At 44.3% G+C, this 16156-nt stretch carries 12 protein-coding genes; 7 read left to right on the forward strand and 5 right to left on the reverse strand.

What is annotated here, in order from left to right; all coding sequences use genetic code 11:
* Window positions 1-776: YjiH family protein (locus ABE021_RS14730; protein ID WP_430289703.1), on the forward strand; the 776-nt coding region annotated here is incomplete at its 5' end.
* Between the two features lie 85 nt (window positions 777-861).
* Window positions 862-1983: an alpha-hydroxy-acid oxidizing protein gene (locus ABE021_RS14735; protein WP_430289704.1), complete on the forward strand. Its 1122-nt coding sequence runs from the start codon at window positions 862-864 to the stop codon at window positions 1981-1983.
* A 154-nt stretch (window positions 1984-2137) separates the two neighbouring features.
* Here the strand turns inward: ABE021_RS14735 and qoxD are convergent, their stop codons facing one another.
* The 5 genes from qoxD to ABE021_RS14760 form a co-directional block, all read right to left on the reverse strand.
* Entirely contained in the window at window positions 2138-2422 is a 285-nt protein-coding gene (gene qoxD / locus ABE021_RS14740) for a cytochrome aa3 quinol oxidase subunit IV (protein WP_430289705.1), read from the reverse strand.
* Window position 2423: 1 nt separating this feature from the next.
* On the reverse strand, window positions 2424-3020 hold the full coding sequence (gene qoxC, locus ABE021_RS14745; protein ID WP_430289707.1) for a cytochrome aa3 quinol oxidase subunit III: 597 nt from the start codon (window positions 3018-3020) through the stop codon (window positions 2424-2426).
* Entirely contained in the window at window positions 3010-4959 is a 1950-nt protein-coding gene (qoxB, locus tag ABE021_RS14750; protein WP_430289708.1) for a cytochrome aa3 quinol oxidase subunit I, read from the reverse strand. The genes qoxC and qoxB overlap by 11 nt, the downstream gene beginning before the upstream one ends.
* A gap of 63 nt (window positions 4960-5022) precedes the next feature.
* A complete protein-coding gene (qoxA, locus tag ABE021_RS14755; RefSeq protein WP_430289709.1) occupies window positions 5023-5952 on the reverse strand; it encodes a cytochrome aa3 quinol oxidase subunit II in 930 nt (309 codons plus the stop codon).
* 449 nt (window positions 5953-6401) lie between these two features.
* Window positions 6402-6545: a hypothetical protein gene (locus ABE021_RS14760; protein WP_430289710.1), complete on the reverse strand. Its 144-nt coding sequence runs from the start codon at window positions 6543-6545 to the stop codon at window positions 6402-6404.
* A gap of 325 nt (window positions 6546-6870) precedes the next feature.
* Here ABE021_RS14760 and ABE021_RS14765 point away from each other — a divergent pair, with 325 nt between their 5' ends.
* From ABE021_RS14765 to ABE021_RS14785, 5 genes are all read left to right on the forward strand, one after another.
* On the forward strand, window positions 6871-8259 hold the full coding sequence (locus tag ABE021_RS14765) for an aldehyde dehydrogenase (protein ID WP_430289711.1): 1389 nt from the start codon (window positions 6871-6873) through the stop codon (window positions 8257-8259).
* A 145-nt stretch (window positions 8260-8404) separates the two neighbouring features.
* Entirely contained in the window at window positions 8405-9895 is a 1491-nt protein-coding gene (locus ABE021_RS14770) for a UDP-N-acetylmuramoyl-L-alanyl-D-glutamate--2,6-diaminopimelate ligase (protein WP_430289712.1), read from the forward strand.
* A 32-nt stretch (window positions 9896-9927) separates the two neighbouring features.
* The gene (locus ABE021_RS14775; protein ID WP_430289713.1) at window positions 9928-11502 is read left to right on the forward strand and encodes a peptide chain release factor 3; all 1575 of its coding nucleotides are present in this window, start codon (window positions 9928-9930) and stop codon (window positions 11500-11502) included.
* A 143-nt stretch (window positions 11503-11645) separates the two neighbouring features.
* A complete protein-coding gene (locus ABE021_RS14780; protein ID WP_430289715.1) occupies window positions 11646-14723 on the forward strand; it encodes an efflux RND transporter permease subunit in 3078 nt (1025 codons plus the stop codon).
* Window positions 14724-15196: 473 nt separating this feature from the next.
* A complete protein-coding gene (locus tag ABE021_RS14785) occupies window positions 15197-15955 on the forward strand; it encodes a TerC family protein (RefSeq protein WP_430289716.1) in 759 nt (252 codons plus the stop codon).
* Window positions 15956-16156: the final 201 nt, after the last annotated feature.

Genomic DNA, 16156 nt, shown 5'->3' on the forward strand with positions numbered 1-16156 from the left:
TAGTCACCATGAAGCAATACGATGAAGGGTACTATACGAAACGGGAAGCTGCTGTCATTGCTACGACGTTTTCAATTGCTTCAGTAGCTTTTTCGCTAGTTGTTGCAAACGTTGCGAATGTCGGACATTTGTTCGTTCCGTTTTATATTACTGTATCTATTGCAAGTGTGGTTGCGGCGATCATTATGCCTCGAATTCCGCCATTGTCACGCAAAGCTGACACCTATTACGAACCAGTCGGTCAACGAATCGATGAGATTCAGCCGGACGGCGTATCCAATCTCCAATGGGGGTGGAAACAAGCGCTGGATAAGGCGAGCACTGCAAAGAGTCCAATGGGATTGATAAAAGAGGGTGTCGAGACCGTGATGGACATATGGTTAGGACTGATTCCTCTTGTCATGAGTCTAGGTGCACTTGCACTCATCGTTGCAGAATTTACGCCCGTGTTCAACATCATTTCGTATCCACTCGTTCCATTGCTTGAACTAATGCAGCTGCCGCAAGCTGCGGAGGCTGCACCGACAATGTTGGTAGGGTTTGCTGATATGTTCTTACCAGCAGTGATTGGTGGAACGATTGACGCAGAAATCACCCGGTTTGTTGTGGCGGCGCTCTCATTGACACAGCTAGTCTATATGTCTGAAATTGGAATTCTGATTTTACGTTCCAATATACCTGTGTCATTCGTGGAGTTATTTATCATCTTTATTCAACGGACAATTATTACACTGCCGATTATCGTATTGATTGCCCATCTATTCGTTTTTAACTGAAAAAAGAGCTTTATCAGCCCAGTCAGAAATAGATGCTGAGGTTGGTAAAGCTTTTTACTTTTTTGCTCATAGGGAGGAAAGGAAAATGATCACCGAAGCACGTATACAACCCAATTTTGAAAGTTTATTAGAGAAAAGGGCATTCGAAAAAATGAGGCGAGAGGCCTTCGATTATATTGCAAGAGGTGCAGGCAGCGAAGCGACGATGCAAGAAAATCTTTTTGCTTTTTCAAGATGGAAGATTCGTCCTCGCGTCTTGCGGAATGTCGCCCATATTGACATGACTAGTACGTTGTTCAAGCTGAAACTTCCAACGCCGCTCTTTTTCGCTCCGATTGGTGTACAGCGGATTGCTCATCCAGATGGGGAACTGGCTACCGCCAGAGCAGCTGAAAAAGTGAATGTCCCGCTCATAGTGAGTAGCGCATCCTCCTATTCAATGGAAGAAATTGCGAATGAATTAGGAAACAGTCCACGATGGTTTCAATTGTATTGTTCGCTTGAGGAAACGGTGACCAAGAGTTTAGTGGAACGTGCTGAAGCAAACGGCTATTCAGCAATCGTCATCACGGTAGATACCCCGGTACTAGGAATCAGGGAAACTGATGCGCGCAATCAGTATTCCCCGCTTGAAGAAGGGGATGGGTGTGGGAATTACCTAGGGGATCCAGCGTTCTTATCATTACTCGATCATTCTCCTGAAGAAGACAGGAAAGCGGCATTACAAAAACAAATAGACATCATCGACCAGCCGGGACTCGATTGGAACGCGCTGAAAAAAGTTCGTGAGATGACGAGTTTACCTATTTTATTGAAAGGGATCTTGCATCCTGAAGATGCCAAGTTAGCGCTTGAGAACAATATGGATGGTATCATCATTTCCAATCATGGCGGGCGACAGTTGGATCACTGTATTGCTTCATTAGATGCTTTACCGGATATTAAAAATATCGTTCAAGATCGTATACCTATTTTACTGGATAGTGGTATCAGAACGGGCGTCGATGTATTTAAAGCACTGGCACTTGGTGCAGATGCGGTATTGCTAGGAAGACCCCTTATATATGGCTTAGCTGCAAATGGAACTGAAGGAGTAATCAACGTAGTTCATAAGATCCTTCACGAACTTGAAATCTCCATGGCGTTAGCAGGCGTTCGTACTATTCAAGAAATCAATTCAGACTTGCTTTTTAAAAGGGAAAGATGAATTGCTTGTTATACAAATAATGGAAGTTCCAATGTGCAATCAAGAAGCAAGTCGTAACAGTGAACCGTCTCACTTAGAATTGCCGAATATAAAAAGCAGCCTCAAGGGTCATAGGATGACCTTGAGGCTGCTTCGTGTTTTGTACCAACTTATTTCACATATATCCCCACTGCATCGCGAACAACGTCCCGAAAATCGTGACAAGTCCTACGAACAAGGCATAGAGGATATTCAAATACAAGGTCTTGCTCTCTGCGTTTTCCTTCACGTGCATGAATAGGAACAGCTGCAGACCAGCTTGTACCAAAGCGGTGACGATTAGAATCGTCATACCGGCAGCAAATGATAAGTCAAAAAGGACCGCAACGAGCGCCACTAGTGAAAGCAGCAGGGAGAACAAGAATCCCATGACGTGCTGAGCTGGGAAAAGTTGTTTCATCTTACATCAATCCTTTCAAGTAGACGAAGCTGAAGATGAAAATCCAAACCACGTCAAGAAAGTGCCAATACAAAGAGAAGATGAACGACTTATTTGCAGTTTCCGGTGTGAAGCCGCGCTTTTTGATTTGTAGTAAAATCGCGCCGCCCCACAGTAGACCGAACGTAACGTGCAATCCGTGAGTCCCTAGAAGAGTGAAGAGCGCAGAAAGGAACCCGCTCGTCTGTATCGTTGCTCCTTCGCCTACATATGTGACGAATTCATATACTTCCACCCCGAGGAATGCAGCGCCAAGCGCCAACGTAATCCCGAAGAATGTCATCATCGGTTTCTTCAAACCAAGACGCATTGCGTGAATTCCTAATCCAATCGTGAAACTGCTTGAAAGTAAAAGGATTGTCTCAATCATGACCGGCGTCAGATGGAAGAGATCCGAAGCTGTAGGTCCCACTTTTGTATTGTTTTGCAGTGTGAAGTACACGGCAAACAAAGTGGAGAAGAGGGCGATTTCCGCCCCCAAGAAGATCCAGAATCCAAGGATCTTCATCTTATTTTCGTCTGTACTATATTCCATAGGTACTGAGTGATCAATTTTCATGCTGTTCACCTCGCAATGCATTTTCTGTTTGCTCTATTTCTTCCACAGAAATGTAGTGACCATGGTCTTTCTCGAATGTGCGGTAAGCCAACGTACCTAAAATCACAACTCCGAAAACGATAGCTGGAATCCACCAGCTGAATACCATGAAGAAGCCCCAGAAGAAGAATGCAGCTCCCATGATTACTGGTACACCGCTGTTATTCGGCATGTGGATCGGTTCATACTTACCAGACGTTAGCGGCTTTCCTTCTTTCTTGGAGAACCAGTGAGCGTCCAAACGATCCACAGTAGGGATCAACGCAAAGTTGTACTCAGGAACTGGACTGTGAGTGCTCCATTCAAGTGAACGTGCATCCCAAGGATCGCCATTTGTATCGCGTGGGCTGTAACGCACGCTGTAGTAAATGTTGTAGACGAGAATGATGAACCCGACTGTCAATCCAATTGCACCTACCATGGACAACATATTCAGCGCTCCGTATCCTGTACTTTCCGAATACGTATACATACGTCGTGTCATTCCGTTCAGTCCAAGAATGAATAGCGGGAAGAACGTGACGTTAAAGCTGACTGCAATAAACCAGAATGCCCACTTTCCGAGTCTTTCGTTCAGACGGAAACCGAACACTTTCGGGAACCAGAAGTGGAACCCTGCTATGACCGCAAACACCGTACCCGGAATCAGTACATAGTGGAAGTGGGCAACTAAGAACATCGTATTGTGATACTGGTAATCGGCACTCGCCATTGCGAGCATGACACCTGTCACACCGCCGATTGTGAAGATCGGAATGAATGCCAGGGCATACATCATCGGCGTCGTAAAGCTGATTTTCCCCTTACGCAAAGTGAACAGCCAGTTGAATATTTTCACACCGGTTGGAATCGCGATGGCCATCGTGGTAATGGAGAAGACACTGTTGACCATAACTCCATGGCCCATTGTATAGAAGTGGTGAACCCATACAACGAACGAAAGAAGTGAAATCGCGACCATACTGACGACCATGGATTTATAGCCGTACAGATTTTTCCGGGCGAAAGCAGAAATGATTTCGCTGTATATCCCGAAGGCCGGCAAAATCACGATATATACTTCAGGGTGACCCCAAACCCAGAACAGGTTCGCCCAAAGCATGTCCATCCCGCCATTTTGCATGGCAAAGAATTGAGTGCCGAATTGTCGATCGAGTGTCATCAATGCAAGAGCCACTGTCAATACAGGGAAAGCAAATACGATAATGACGTTAGTGATCAAGACAGACCAAGTGAACATCGGCATTTTCATAAGTGTCATGCCAGGTGCGCGCATTTTTAAAATCGTGACTAGGAAGTTGATCCCCGTCAATAAAGTACCGATCCCGGCAATTTGGAGAGCGATGGCATAATAGTTATTCCCGACTGTTGGACTGAATTCCAAACTCGCCAGCGGGAAGTACGCAGACCATCCTGCATCCGGAGAACCACCGATGACGAATGAGATATTGAACAGCATCGCACCTGCGAAAAATAACCAGAAGCTGACTGCGTTCAAGCGTGGGAACGCAACATCGCGTGCTCCGATTTGCAGCGGAATTACAACGTTCATTAATCCGATAATGAATGGCATGGCCATGAACAGAATCATAATGACCCCGTGTGTTGTAAAGATTTCATTGTAATGCTGACCATCCAGCAATCCGTTATCAGGAATCGCTGTCTGAGCACGCATTAAGAGTGCATCGACGCCTCCGCGGAAGAGCATGAGGAGGGCAGCAAGAATGTACATGACTCCGATTTTCTTATGGTCAACCGTAGTTAACCAGTTCGTCCAAAGCCAGTTCCATTTTTTAAAGTATGTGAGCGCAATCGGAATTGCGAGAGATACCACAACAATGCTTGCCATCGCCGCGTAGATCATCGGTTCCCCGGTTACGAAAAATTCATCCCATTTCATATCGTTGAACTCCTTTCGTTTGTTAAGTATGTGAAGGGAAGAGTGGTTTTGTAAGACGGACTTTTAGTGCGAATCATGATCCATATCCATATCCATATCCATATCTTCGTGTCCTTCATGCTGATCTTCGGTTTCTGTAGAGCCACCGTGATGATGGCCGCTGTTCTCCCCTTCAGGAGCAGGTTTGAATTCAAGGTGGTTAGAAGAATAGGTTTTGCGACCCACGTGTTCCGCTTTTAACAATTCGTCAAACTCATCTTCTGTAAGTTTTGGAGCGGTAGCTTTTACGTCATTTATCCATTCTTTATAATCGGCATCTGACAGCGATTGAGCTTCAAATTCCATTTTGGCAAAACCTTCACCACTGAAATTCGAGTTTTTCCCCATGAACGAACCGGGGACGTCTGCAGACATATGAATGGCTGTGACCATGTCACTCATTGCATATTTTTGGCCAGCTAATTGCGGAATCCAGAAACTTGTAATCGGACCATATGAGTAAAGCCGGAATTCAATCGGCCGGTTGGCAGGGAAATTCACATAATTGACTGTCTCGATTCCTTCTTCCGGATAGCTGAAATGCCATTTCCAGTTGGATGAAGAAGCATATATTACGAGAGGTTTTTGATCTGCGTAGGCGACAGATTTTTGCTCCACTTTACTAGTGGAGGATACAGTAACCACAGATAGGACAATGACGATGATAACTGGTATTGCTGTCCAAATAATTTCTAACCATTTGTTGCCTTCTTCATGTGGCGGTTCGTAATCATCATCCAGCTTTGAAGCGCGGTACTTCACTAGAACAACAGTATATAGCACGTAAACGACGAAAAGGATGCCTGCCATTATCGCAATAGAGAACAGGATAGTATCCGATAAAATCTTAGCTTGCGGACCTTTTGGATCGAATATGAGCAGTGGGTTATCACAGCCGGCTAGTAAAATGGCTGTAAGAGAAAACAGCGTTAAAGCTATCCACTTTTTCTTCATGTTAGAACTCCTCTCAAAGGTGTATTGTCAACAGGAGCAGTTATTTAGATTAGCCGTTAAATTATATTCTAATAATTTAAAACGGTCTGTTATTTTCAAGAAAATGTAAAACAACTGCCTTGCGAACTTTATGATAGTACCGTGAAAACAAGATTACAATGGTGAAGTGAGTATGTCACAAAAGGTTCTTATCTATCTGGATTATTGAGCGAACATGTTGCACTACCCATTAAATGGGTGTAAAATGATTACTAATTTGCTCGATAAAGTTATTAGAAATATAGAGTTTTTTAGTGAAATCGGAGAGTTATGAGGATTATGGAAGTGACAGGAGAGCCCAATTTTAGGCGAACAAAAACAGCTTTTCTTTTCGCGGTCCGCAAAAGAAAAGCTGTTTTATGTATCAATGCCATTTGGAAAAGTTCGTGGGATATGATGCGTTTTCAAAATCAGTTGATGACCTCTTGGGCCATTTCTTCGTCTTTAAAATATAGGAAGTGTTCTTCATCCAATTCCCTCATTCGTTCCTTATTCAACCCTGCTGCCAAATTGCCTTCAAAAATTGTCTCCCACCAAGTATCAGTTGTTGTCATGATAAATCCTCCCTTAAAGAATGTGGTTGCTTGCTTGTTATACACTCTTTACCCTAACCTTGTTTGGCGTAAAACGTAGATCTGAAAAAAGGCTTCGATAGTCCTGTCGCGGTATTCCGGTTTTGAAGAACTGCCCGATGAAGTTAGTATATGATTCGACAGCAGTTGCTAACCTGCGTACTTTGTCGGAATTAATGGCTGCAAAAACAGATCCTTTTGGGTGATTGACATTTTATCGGCTTTTTGATAATGACCGGTTTGGATTTTTGCGTATCACTCGCAAGGCCGTTAAGATAGAAGAAACCGCCTAAGAGGAGGAACGCTTATGAACTTTACACCTAAAGACGTAGAAACAATGATTGAGCGACAACATGATTTTTACTTTTCAGGGGCAACGCGTTCTGTTGAATTCAGGAAAGAAATGCTCGTCCGCTTGAAAGAAGCGATTCAAAAACATGAGCAAGAAATAGAAGAAGCTCTCTACCGGGATTTGCGGAAAAATCCTTTTGAGTCATATGTCACTGAAATCGGCTTTGTTCTTTCAAGTATTGGTCATATGTTAAAGCATATAGATGAATGGATGGAGCCGCAAACAGCTAAAACGCCACTCTATTTGCAACCGGGGAAAAGTTATGTCATCCGGGAGCCATTTGGATCGGTATTAGTGATTGGGCCGTTCAATTATCCATTTCAATTGGTCATGGAACCAATTGTTGGAGCAATAGCGGCAGGAAACTGTATCGTCGCAAAACCATCTGAAGCTGCCCCGAATACGGCTGCCGTTGTTAGGAAAATTCTAGAAGAACAGTTCCCGCCGGAATACGTCCGTGTCGTTGAAGGTGCGAAGGAAGAAACCTCAGCACTGATTCATGCTCCGTTTGATTCGATATTCTTTACGGGCAGTGTAGCGGTAGGCAAAATTGTTATGAAAGCGGCCTCTGACCGTCTGACGCCGGTTACGCTCGAACTAGGTGGTAAGAGTCCTGCAATTGTCGATCAGACGGCTAATTTGAAAATCGCTGCCGAACGGATTGTGTGGGGGAAATTCTCGAATGCAGGTCAAACGTGTGTCGCACCTGACTATGTAGTTGCACACAGAACCATTAAGGAACCTCTATTAATAGAGATTGAAAAAGCAATTCGACGATTTTACGGAAAGGATGCTTTTTCCAGCAAAGATTATGGCCGGATTATCAATGAAAAACAATTCGATCGTCTTCAAGGAATTCTTGATAAGGAACAACATGCTATCCGTTCAGGAGGAAGCACGAACAAAGCGGACTTATTCATCGAACCGACTGTATTGGATGGAATTCGTTTTGATAGCCCTTCTATGGAGGATGAATTATTCGGACCGATTTTGCCTGTATTGGAATACGGAAACCTAGGTACTCTCTTACATCAAATCCGCAAAATGCCGAAACCGCTTGCCGGATATATGTTCACTGAAAATGAAGAGGCTGCAGAATACTTCACAGACCATCTTCCATTTGGCGGCGGATGTATCAATGACACGATCTCTCATGTAGGCAATATACACTTGCCGTTTGGCGGGGTGGGGAGCTCTGGACAAGGGAATTATCATGGGAAAGCAAGCTTTGATGTATTCACCCATGAAAAAGCGATGATGAATCGCAGTACGACAATTCCGATGCGGGCCGCTTTTCCTCCATATGGCAATAAGCTTAAATTCATCAAACCGCTGATTCGTTAAATCAGCGGTTTTTCTATTGAATCGTCAATTCAACCATGACGTAGCCCTGAAAAAAAAGTATAATGAATGTATTGCCTAAAAAACAGCAGCAGGTTGAGCAGAAAAACGGAACCGCTGTAAGGTACGGCTGAACGGAGGAGTACTAATGAATACAAATCAATTATTGGCGTCTTTGCCAGTTAAACGTGTGCTAGGCGAACTACCTGAAGAAGTAACAGATTTGGCATCGGACTCGCGCGCGATCAGTGCAGGAGGACTTTTTGTCTGTATCGAAGGATATACTGTAGATGGGCATAGATATGTCAAATCCGCAGTTGAGTCTGGCGCTCGCGTCATCATTGCATCTAAACCTATCGATGTGGACTTGGAAAAAGTGGCAGTTGTTTACGTGGAAAGCACTTCAAGAGCAATCAGATTGCTTGCTTCTGCCTGGTGTGGCTATCCATCGAAAAAGATGAAGATGATTGGCGTCACTGGGACGAATGGAAAAACGAGTGTCAGTAATGTCATTCATGGAATTTTAATGGGCGCGGGGGAACGCTCCGCTGTTTCGGGTACAATCGGATTCAACTTGGATGGTGTATTGTATGAAACTGAAAATACGACCCCAGACGTGTTGACCACCCAGAAAATGATTGCCCGTGCAGCAGAAGAAGGATGCGAAACGATGACAATGGAAGTTTCTTCTCACGGTCTCATTGAAGGACGGTTAGCTGGAACGGAATTCGACATCGCGATCTTTACGAACTTGACGCATGACCATCTGGATTTCCATGGTACGATGGAGAATTACGGAAATGCGAAAGGCCTGCTTTTCGCCCAGCTTGGCCAAGACTTGCAACAACAAAAAGTGGCAGTGCTGAACGCGGATGATCCATGGCATACTAAAATGAAAGAGATGACATCTTATCCTGTCCTAACTTATGGAATCCATACGGATGCAATGTTTACAGCTGTAGATATCGATCTTAGAACAGATGGCACCTCGTTTAAACTTCTCTCTCCTGAAGGGGAATGGGACGTGGAAATGCGTATGATCGGTGAGTTTAGTGTCTCGAATGCGCTCGCAGCGATTACCGCATTGTATGCAAAAGGACTTGCTATGCCTGACATTTTAGCCCCACTCCGTTATCTTGCACCTATTAAGGGACGTATGGAACGAGTGGAAACGGAACTGCCGCTGACAATTTACGTGGATTATGCCCATTCAGCAGATGCGATTGAGAAAGCGATTGATGCTGTTCTTCCATATAAGTCGGCAGATTCCAAGCTTATCTTTGTCATCGGGACTGGAGGAAACAGGGATCGGAAAAAACGGCCTGTTATGGCTGAAAAAGCATCCGCTGCAGACTATGTGATTCTAACAACAGATGACCCGCGTGATGAGCCATACGATTCCATTACTTCAGAACTTGCGGCAGGTATGACGCACAAACGGTTTGCTTGTATCGGGGATCGGGATGCGGCTGTACGGCACGCTGTCGAAGTTGCGGACGAAGGGGATATCATCATATTTGCAGGCAAAGGGCATGAAGACTTTCAAATTATCGGTTCAACAAAATATCCACATTCAGATGCAGTGATTGCTTTGGATGAAGCGGAAAAGAAATTTGGCAAAGGCTTGATCGGCAACTGAATGCCGGCTCGTATACGAAGGAGAATAAGGAAATGACTAAAAATATGCAAGATGAAATTGCTTCGCGACGAACATTCGCCATCATTTCTCACCCGGATGCCGGGAAGACGACGATGACAGAAAAACTCCTCTATTTCGGTGGGGCTATACGTGATGCTGGAACGGTCAAAGGGAAGAAAAGCGGGAAATACGCAACGTCCGACTGGATGGAAATTGAAAAGCAACGGGGTATCTCCGTCACTTCATCTGTTTTGCAGTTCGATTACGATGGGAAACGGGTCAATATACTGGATACACCAGGGCATGAAGACTTCAGTGAAGACACGTACCGTACATTGATGGCGGTAGATGCAGCAGTCATGATGGTCGACTCGGCTAAAGGAATTGAGCCCCAAACCATCAAGCTCTTCAAAGTATGTCGCATGCGCGGTATTCCTATTTTCACATTCATTAACAAAATGGACCGGCAAGGTAAAGAGCCGCTTGAGTTGATGGAAGAACTTGAAGAAGTACTCGGCATCCAATCCTATGCAATGAACTGGCCGATCGGAATGGGGAAAGAATTCATCGGAATTTACGATCGCTATAACAATCGCATCGAACAAGCGAGAGTGGATGGGGAGCATAAGTTTCTTGAACTGGATGACAATGGTGAATTGGTCAATCCACATCCTATGACGGAAACGTCTTATTATAAGCAAGCGGTGGAAGATGCTCTGCTATTGGAAGAGGCAGGGAATTCTTTTGATGAAGCCCGTATTTCTAAGGGGGAACTGACACCTGTTTTCTTCGGCAGTGCTTTGACGAACTTTGGTGTTCAGACATTTTTGGAGACGTTTTTAAACTTTGCTCCGTCTCCGCAACCGCGTATTACAGAGAACGAACAATATGTGGATCCAATGATGGAGGAATTCTCGGGATTCATCTTCAAGATCCAAGCGAATATGAACCCTGCACACCGGGATCGTATTGCATTCGTACGAATTGTATCTGGGGCATTTGAAAGAGGGATGACTGTTAACATTCCTCGTATTGGCAAAACGGTTAAGCTATCTCAGACTACCCAGTTCCTTGCAGATGATCGCGAAACGGTAAATGAAGCAGTAGCTGGAGATATCATAGGGTTGTATGATACAGGAAACTACCAAATTGGGGATACTGTCGTTGGAGGCAAATCCACCTACCAATTTGAAGCGTTGCCGCAGTTCAATCCAGAATTATTCGTTAAAGTGACTGCGAAAAACGTCATGAAGTCGAAGCACTTCCACAAGGGGATCTTGCAGTTGGTCCAAGAAGGGGCTATCCAGTATTACAAAACGCTTCATACAGAAGAAGTAATTCTGGGTGCAGTAGGTCAATTGCAATTTGAAGTATTTGAGCATCGGATGAAAAACGAGTACAATGTGGAAGTCCAAATGCAGCATATCGGTTCAAAAGTTGCACGCTGGATCGAAAACGAATCGGATGTTAAAGAATCTATGACAGGGCCGCGTTCAATGCTCGTGAAAGACCGTTTTGATAACTTCGTGTTCCTTTTTGAAAACGATTTTGCAATGCGTTGGTTCGGCGACAAGTTCCCTGATATCAGATTATACAGTTTGTTATAAGGAAAGAGATTATTTCAAAAACCCGTTACATATTTGTGTACGGGTTTTTTTACTATCTCAAAATTTGCAAACGTTCTGTTTGAACTCAAGCGTTGCATTGCATATGATGAAAGTACTGTAATTCAGACAAAGGGGACGTACACATGAAAATTAGCGATTTTTCGATTAAACGCCCAGTATTCACGATCGTCACGATGTTTTTAATCATCATACTTGGAGCCGTATCTTTTTTTAAGATACCCGTAACACTTATTCCGGACTTGAATCCTCCAGTAGCGGTAGTAGTAGCGAATTATGGAGGCGCTTCCCCAACGGAAGTCAGTGAAAAACTGACAAAGCCATTGGAAGAGAGCTTATCCACAGCACCTGGATTGAAGTCTTTGCAATCGACTTCTCAAGAAGGCGCAACACTTGTCTTCATGATGTTTGACTGGTCAGCTAATATCGACGACGTCCAGCTCGATATTTTACAGCGGATTGATCAAGTACCTGTACCTGAGGGAGCGGACAAGCCTCGCTTCATGAAGTTTGACCCTTCCCAATTCCCAGTTATTCAACTTTCTCTTAAAACGGCTTCGGAAGATATCGATATCCGGAAAATTGCAGAAGAGTTGGAAACTGAATTGCGTCAGACAGAAGGCGTTGCTAGTGTTAGTGTTTCCGGTAAACTAGTTGAAGAAATTCAAATCGTTTTGGACGAAAGTAAGCTGGAAAAGAACGGACTGACCCAAGCGGACGTATTACAAGCAGTCCAAGCTTCAAACGTCACCATGCCTGGTGAGCCCGTGAGTGCATCAGGTGGCAAACAGCTGACCACAAGAATTATCAGCACGCTCAATTCAGCGGACGACGTGAAAAACGTCATTATCGGTCCGAATCCTGTGACTGGTAAACGGTTGTTTGTAAAAGACGTTGCGAAGGTCAACCTCGCAGAAGCCGATAGCGGTACGCTCACTCGGGCAAATGACCAACAAGCTGTATTGCTCTCCGTCCTCCAGGAATCAGGCGCGAATACCGCTGAAGTTTCCAAGTCTTTTAAACAATCTTTAGATCGTCTATTGGACGAGAAACAATTTAAAGGCGTAGATGCAGACATATTGTTCGACCAAGGCGATTACGTAAAATTGGCCATTAATAACATCGGCCAATCGCTCATTCTTGGCGGTATCTTCGCCATGATCGTATTGTTCTTCTTCCTGAAGGGGATAAGAAGTCCAATTATAATAGGGGTTGCCATTCCTTATTCAGTGATTGTCACATTTGTTCTCATGTTCTTCGCTGACTTTTCCCTCAATATCATGACGTTAGGTGCCTTGGCACTCGGAATCGGGATGCTTGTCGATAATGCGATTGTCGTTATTGAAAACATTGAACGGCACCTTGCTATGGGGAAAGATCGGAAAGTTGCAGCTAGCGAAGGGGCGAAAGAAGTCAGTGGAGCCATCATTGCATCCACATTGACGACACTGGCCGTCTTTGTTCCTGTTATTTTCATCTCGGGGTTGATCGGCCAAATCTTTACTCAATTTGCGTTGACCATCTCGTTCAGCTTATTTGCCTCCTTAGTGGTCGCTTTAACTGTGGTGCCGATGATGGCGAGCCGAATGCTCCGTAAACCTCGCCGCAATGTAGAAGCCCGTCGTCGTCGCTCGAAAACACTCAATACATTTGAAAAGTCGATAAAATGGTCATTGGCACATCGATTCCTCATTCTCGCCATGACAGTAGTGTTGCTTGGCGTCAGTGCATTTGGACTGTTTAAAGTGGGAACGGAATTTTTACCCTCTACAGATGAAGGGTTCTTCAGCATCAACGTAGAGCTTCCGAATGGTTCTTCACTAGAAACGACAAATGCTGCTGTGAAAAAGGTAGAAGATGTGTTGAAAGACCAAAAAGATGTAGAAGTTTACGTCAGTCTCGTTGGAGGAACCCAACAGTCCATGGCTCAAGGGGGATCCCAAGCGGATACAGCGGAGATGTATGTGAAGCTGAAACCACTGGAGGATCGAAATCGTTCTGTGTTCGACTTCATGGATGATGTGAAACCGAAAGTGAACAAAGCGATTGGGGATACTGCGGAAGTCAGCTTCAATGTTCAAGCCGCTGCAGGTTCCAGTCCTAATACGCTATCATTTTCAATAGAGGATACAAACGAAAAGCGTCTAAATGAAGCGACAGAAAAAATAGATGAGGCACTTGGAAAGTTGGATGGAGTTACTGAAGTGTCCAATAACCTCATGGATACGGTCGAAGAAGTCCAAGTGACCGTCGACCAAAAACTAGCTGCTGATTTCGGATTAGCACCATATCAAGTAGCACAAACCATTACTGACGTTACACGAGGCACGTTTGCGACTCAGATTGTCGATGAAAATGATCAAGTGTTAACAGTGAACGTCCAGTATGACAAAAAGTTCTATGAGGATACCGGTGCGCTTCGGAAGATTAAGCTCCGTACGCCTACAGGACAATTTGTTAAACTCGGGCAGATAGCGAAAATCGATATTGCGGAAGGGCCAGTCGCTATTCAACGTGTCGACCAGGCGCACTCCGTTTCCTATGATGTGAAGTACGAAAATGACAAATCACTTGGCGAAATTACGAAATCCGTAAACAGCACCATTGACGACCTCAAGTTGCCGGATGATGTGAAGATGTCCTACAGCGGGGACCGGGAACTCTTTGAGAGCGCAGCAAACGATATGTTATTGGCCCTCATACTTGCAGTCGTTCTCGTTTACATTGTAATGGCCGCACAGTTCGAGTCGTTTAAATACCCATTCGTTATCATGTTCTCAGTTCCATTGATGATAATTGGGGTAGCAATAGGGTTGTTCGCGACAAGTACACCGATTAGTGTTACCTCGATCATCGGGATTCTCGTATTAGTAGGGATCGTAGTTAACAATGGAATTGTCCTCGTTGATTATATTAATCAGCAAAAGGAAAAAGGTATGAGCTCCTATGACGCAATCGTCATATCCGTGAAAAACCGGGTACGTCCAATTCTCATGACCGCCCTTACAACAATACTCGGCTTGTTGCCACTGGCTCTCGGTATCGGGGAAGGGACGGAAATTAACCAACCAATGGGGATTGCCGTCATTGGCGGATTGATCAGCTCAACATTCTTGACTCTCTTCATCGTCCCTATCATTTATAGCTTGTTCGATAAAGAAACAAGAAGGCGGGCTCGGCCGAAAAATACTGTTGATAACTAATTCGACCCCTATTCAATACTCAAAAAGCAGAGGGACGACCCCTCTGCTTTTTTTGCAGGATTCGTTTAGGACAATCATTCATAGCATGCACTGCTTTTTCATATAGTGTGAGTATCTGCAAAGGAATGTTTGTTATGAAAAAGACAGCGGATGCTCCATGGGATTCTCCTGAATGGTTCGGAATGTGACGAAACTGAAACATCCGGATGGAACGTGTTAAAATAATTGGATGTTTAGTTTACAGAACAGCTGTTGATTAGTATAATAAAGGGAGAAAGTACCCAACAACTGAATGTCTTTGACGTTTGTCAAAGGGGAGTAGCTATAGGGAAACCTATTTCATAGTCGTCAATACATGGTGATACAGCGCCATCGGTTATGATAGCTGGATTTTTTTACAAATTCCGACTTAGCGAGACCTTTGCCTTTTATTAGGTGAGGGTTTTTTTGATTGAAAAAAAGGAGGAATTTTTTTGGAAACGATTTTCTTGGAATACGCGTGGGTCCTGCTTGTACTTATCATACTGGAAGGGTTACTCGCAGCAGATAACGCAGTAGTTATGGCGGTCATGGTGAAGCACTTACCGAAAGTGCAACAGCAGAAAGCGTTGTTCTATGGGCTGTTAGGAGCTTTTGTTTTCCGATTTACCGCCCTATTCTTCATCACGTATCTTGTCAACTATTGGCAGATTCAAGCATTAGGTGCGATCTATCTATTGTATATTTCGATTAAAAATATTTACGACCAAAAACATCATAAGAGTGATGACTCGAAGAAGAAAAAACGCAAAGAGTCCGGTTTCTGGTTCACTGTATTGAAAGTGGAACTGGCAGATATCGCATTTGCCTTGGATTCGATGCTTGCAGCTGTAGCATTGGCAGTCACACTCCCCGAACTAGGTAACTTCCACATTGGCGGCATTAACGGAGGTCAATTCACAGTTATGCTAGCAGGTGGTATTATCGGTCTTATCATCATGCGTTTCGCTGCACGTCAATTTGTGACCTTGCTTGCGAAATTCCCATCACTTGAAACGGCTGCGTTCCTGATTGTGGGCTGGGTAGGTGTAAAGCTAGCTGTGTTGACGCTCGCTCATCCAAATGTGCAAATTATCGATACAGAATTTCCGCACTCGCTTACATGGAAGCTTATTTTCTGGGTGGTCCTCGCTTCGATTGCAATTGGCGGGTATTTGACAGGAATTTCAAGCCAAAGGAAAACTTCGAAATAACTTTTAAAACTGTCCAGCGCGAATCACGTACCTCGCACTGGGCGTTTTTTTTGCTTAATGGGATGCTCATTTGGTTGCTCAGCCTGACTGCAAATTGATATTCTGAAGATTGGAACTGGAATTCAGTGACGATGCTAGGAAGGTGCAGAAATTCTCTGACAGGACAATTTCGGATATGGTATGATTATGTCCTCCTGAAAG

Source organism: Sporosarcina gallistercoris (assembly GCF_050459885.1).
Taxonomy (GTDB): domain Bacteria; phylum Bacillota; class Bacilli; order Bacillales_A; family Planococcaceae; genus Sporosarcina; species Sporosarcina gallistercoris_A.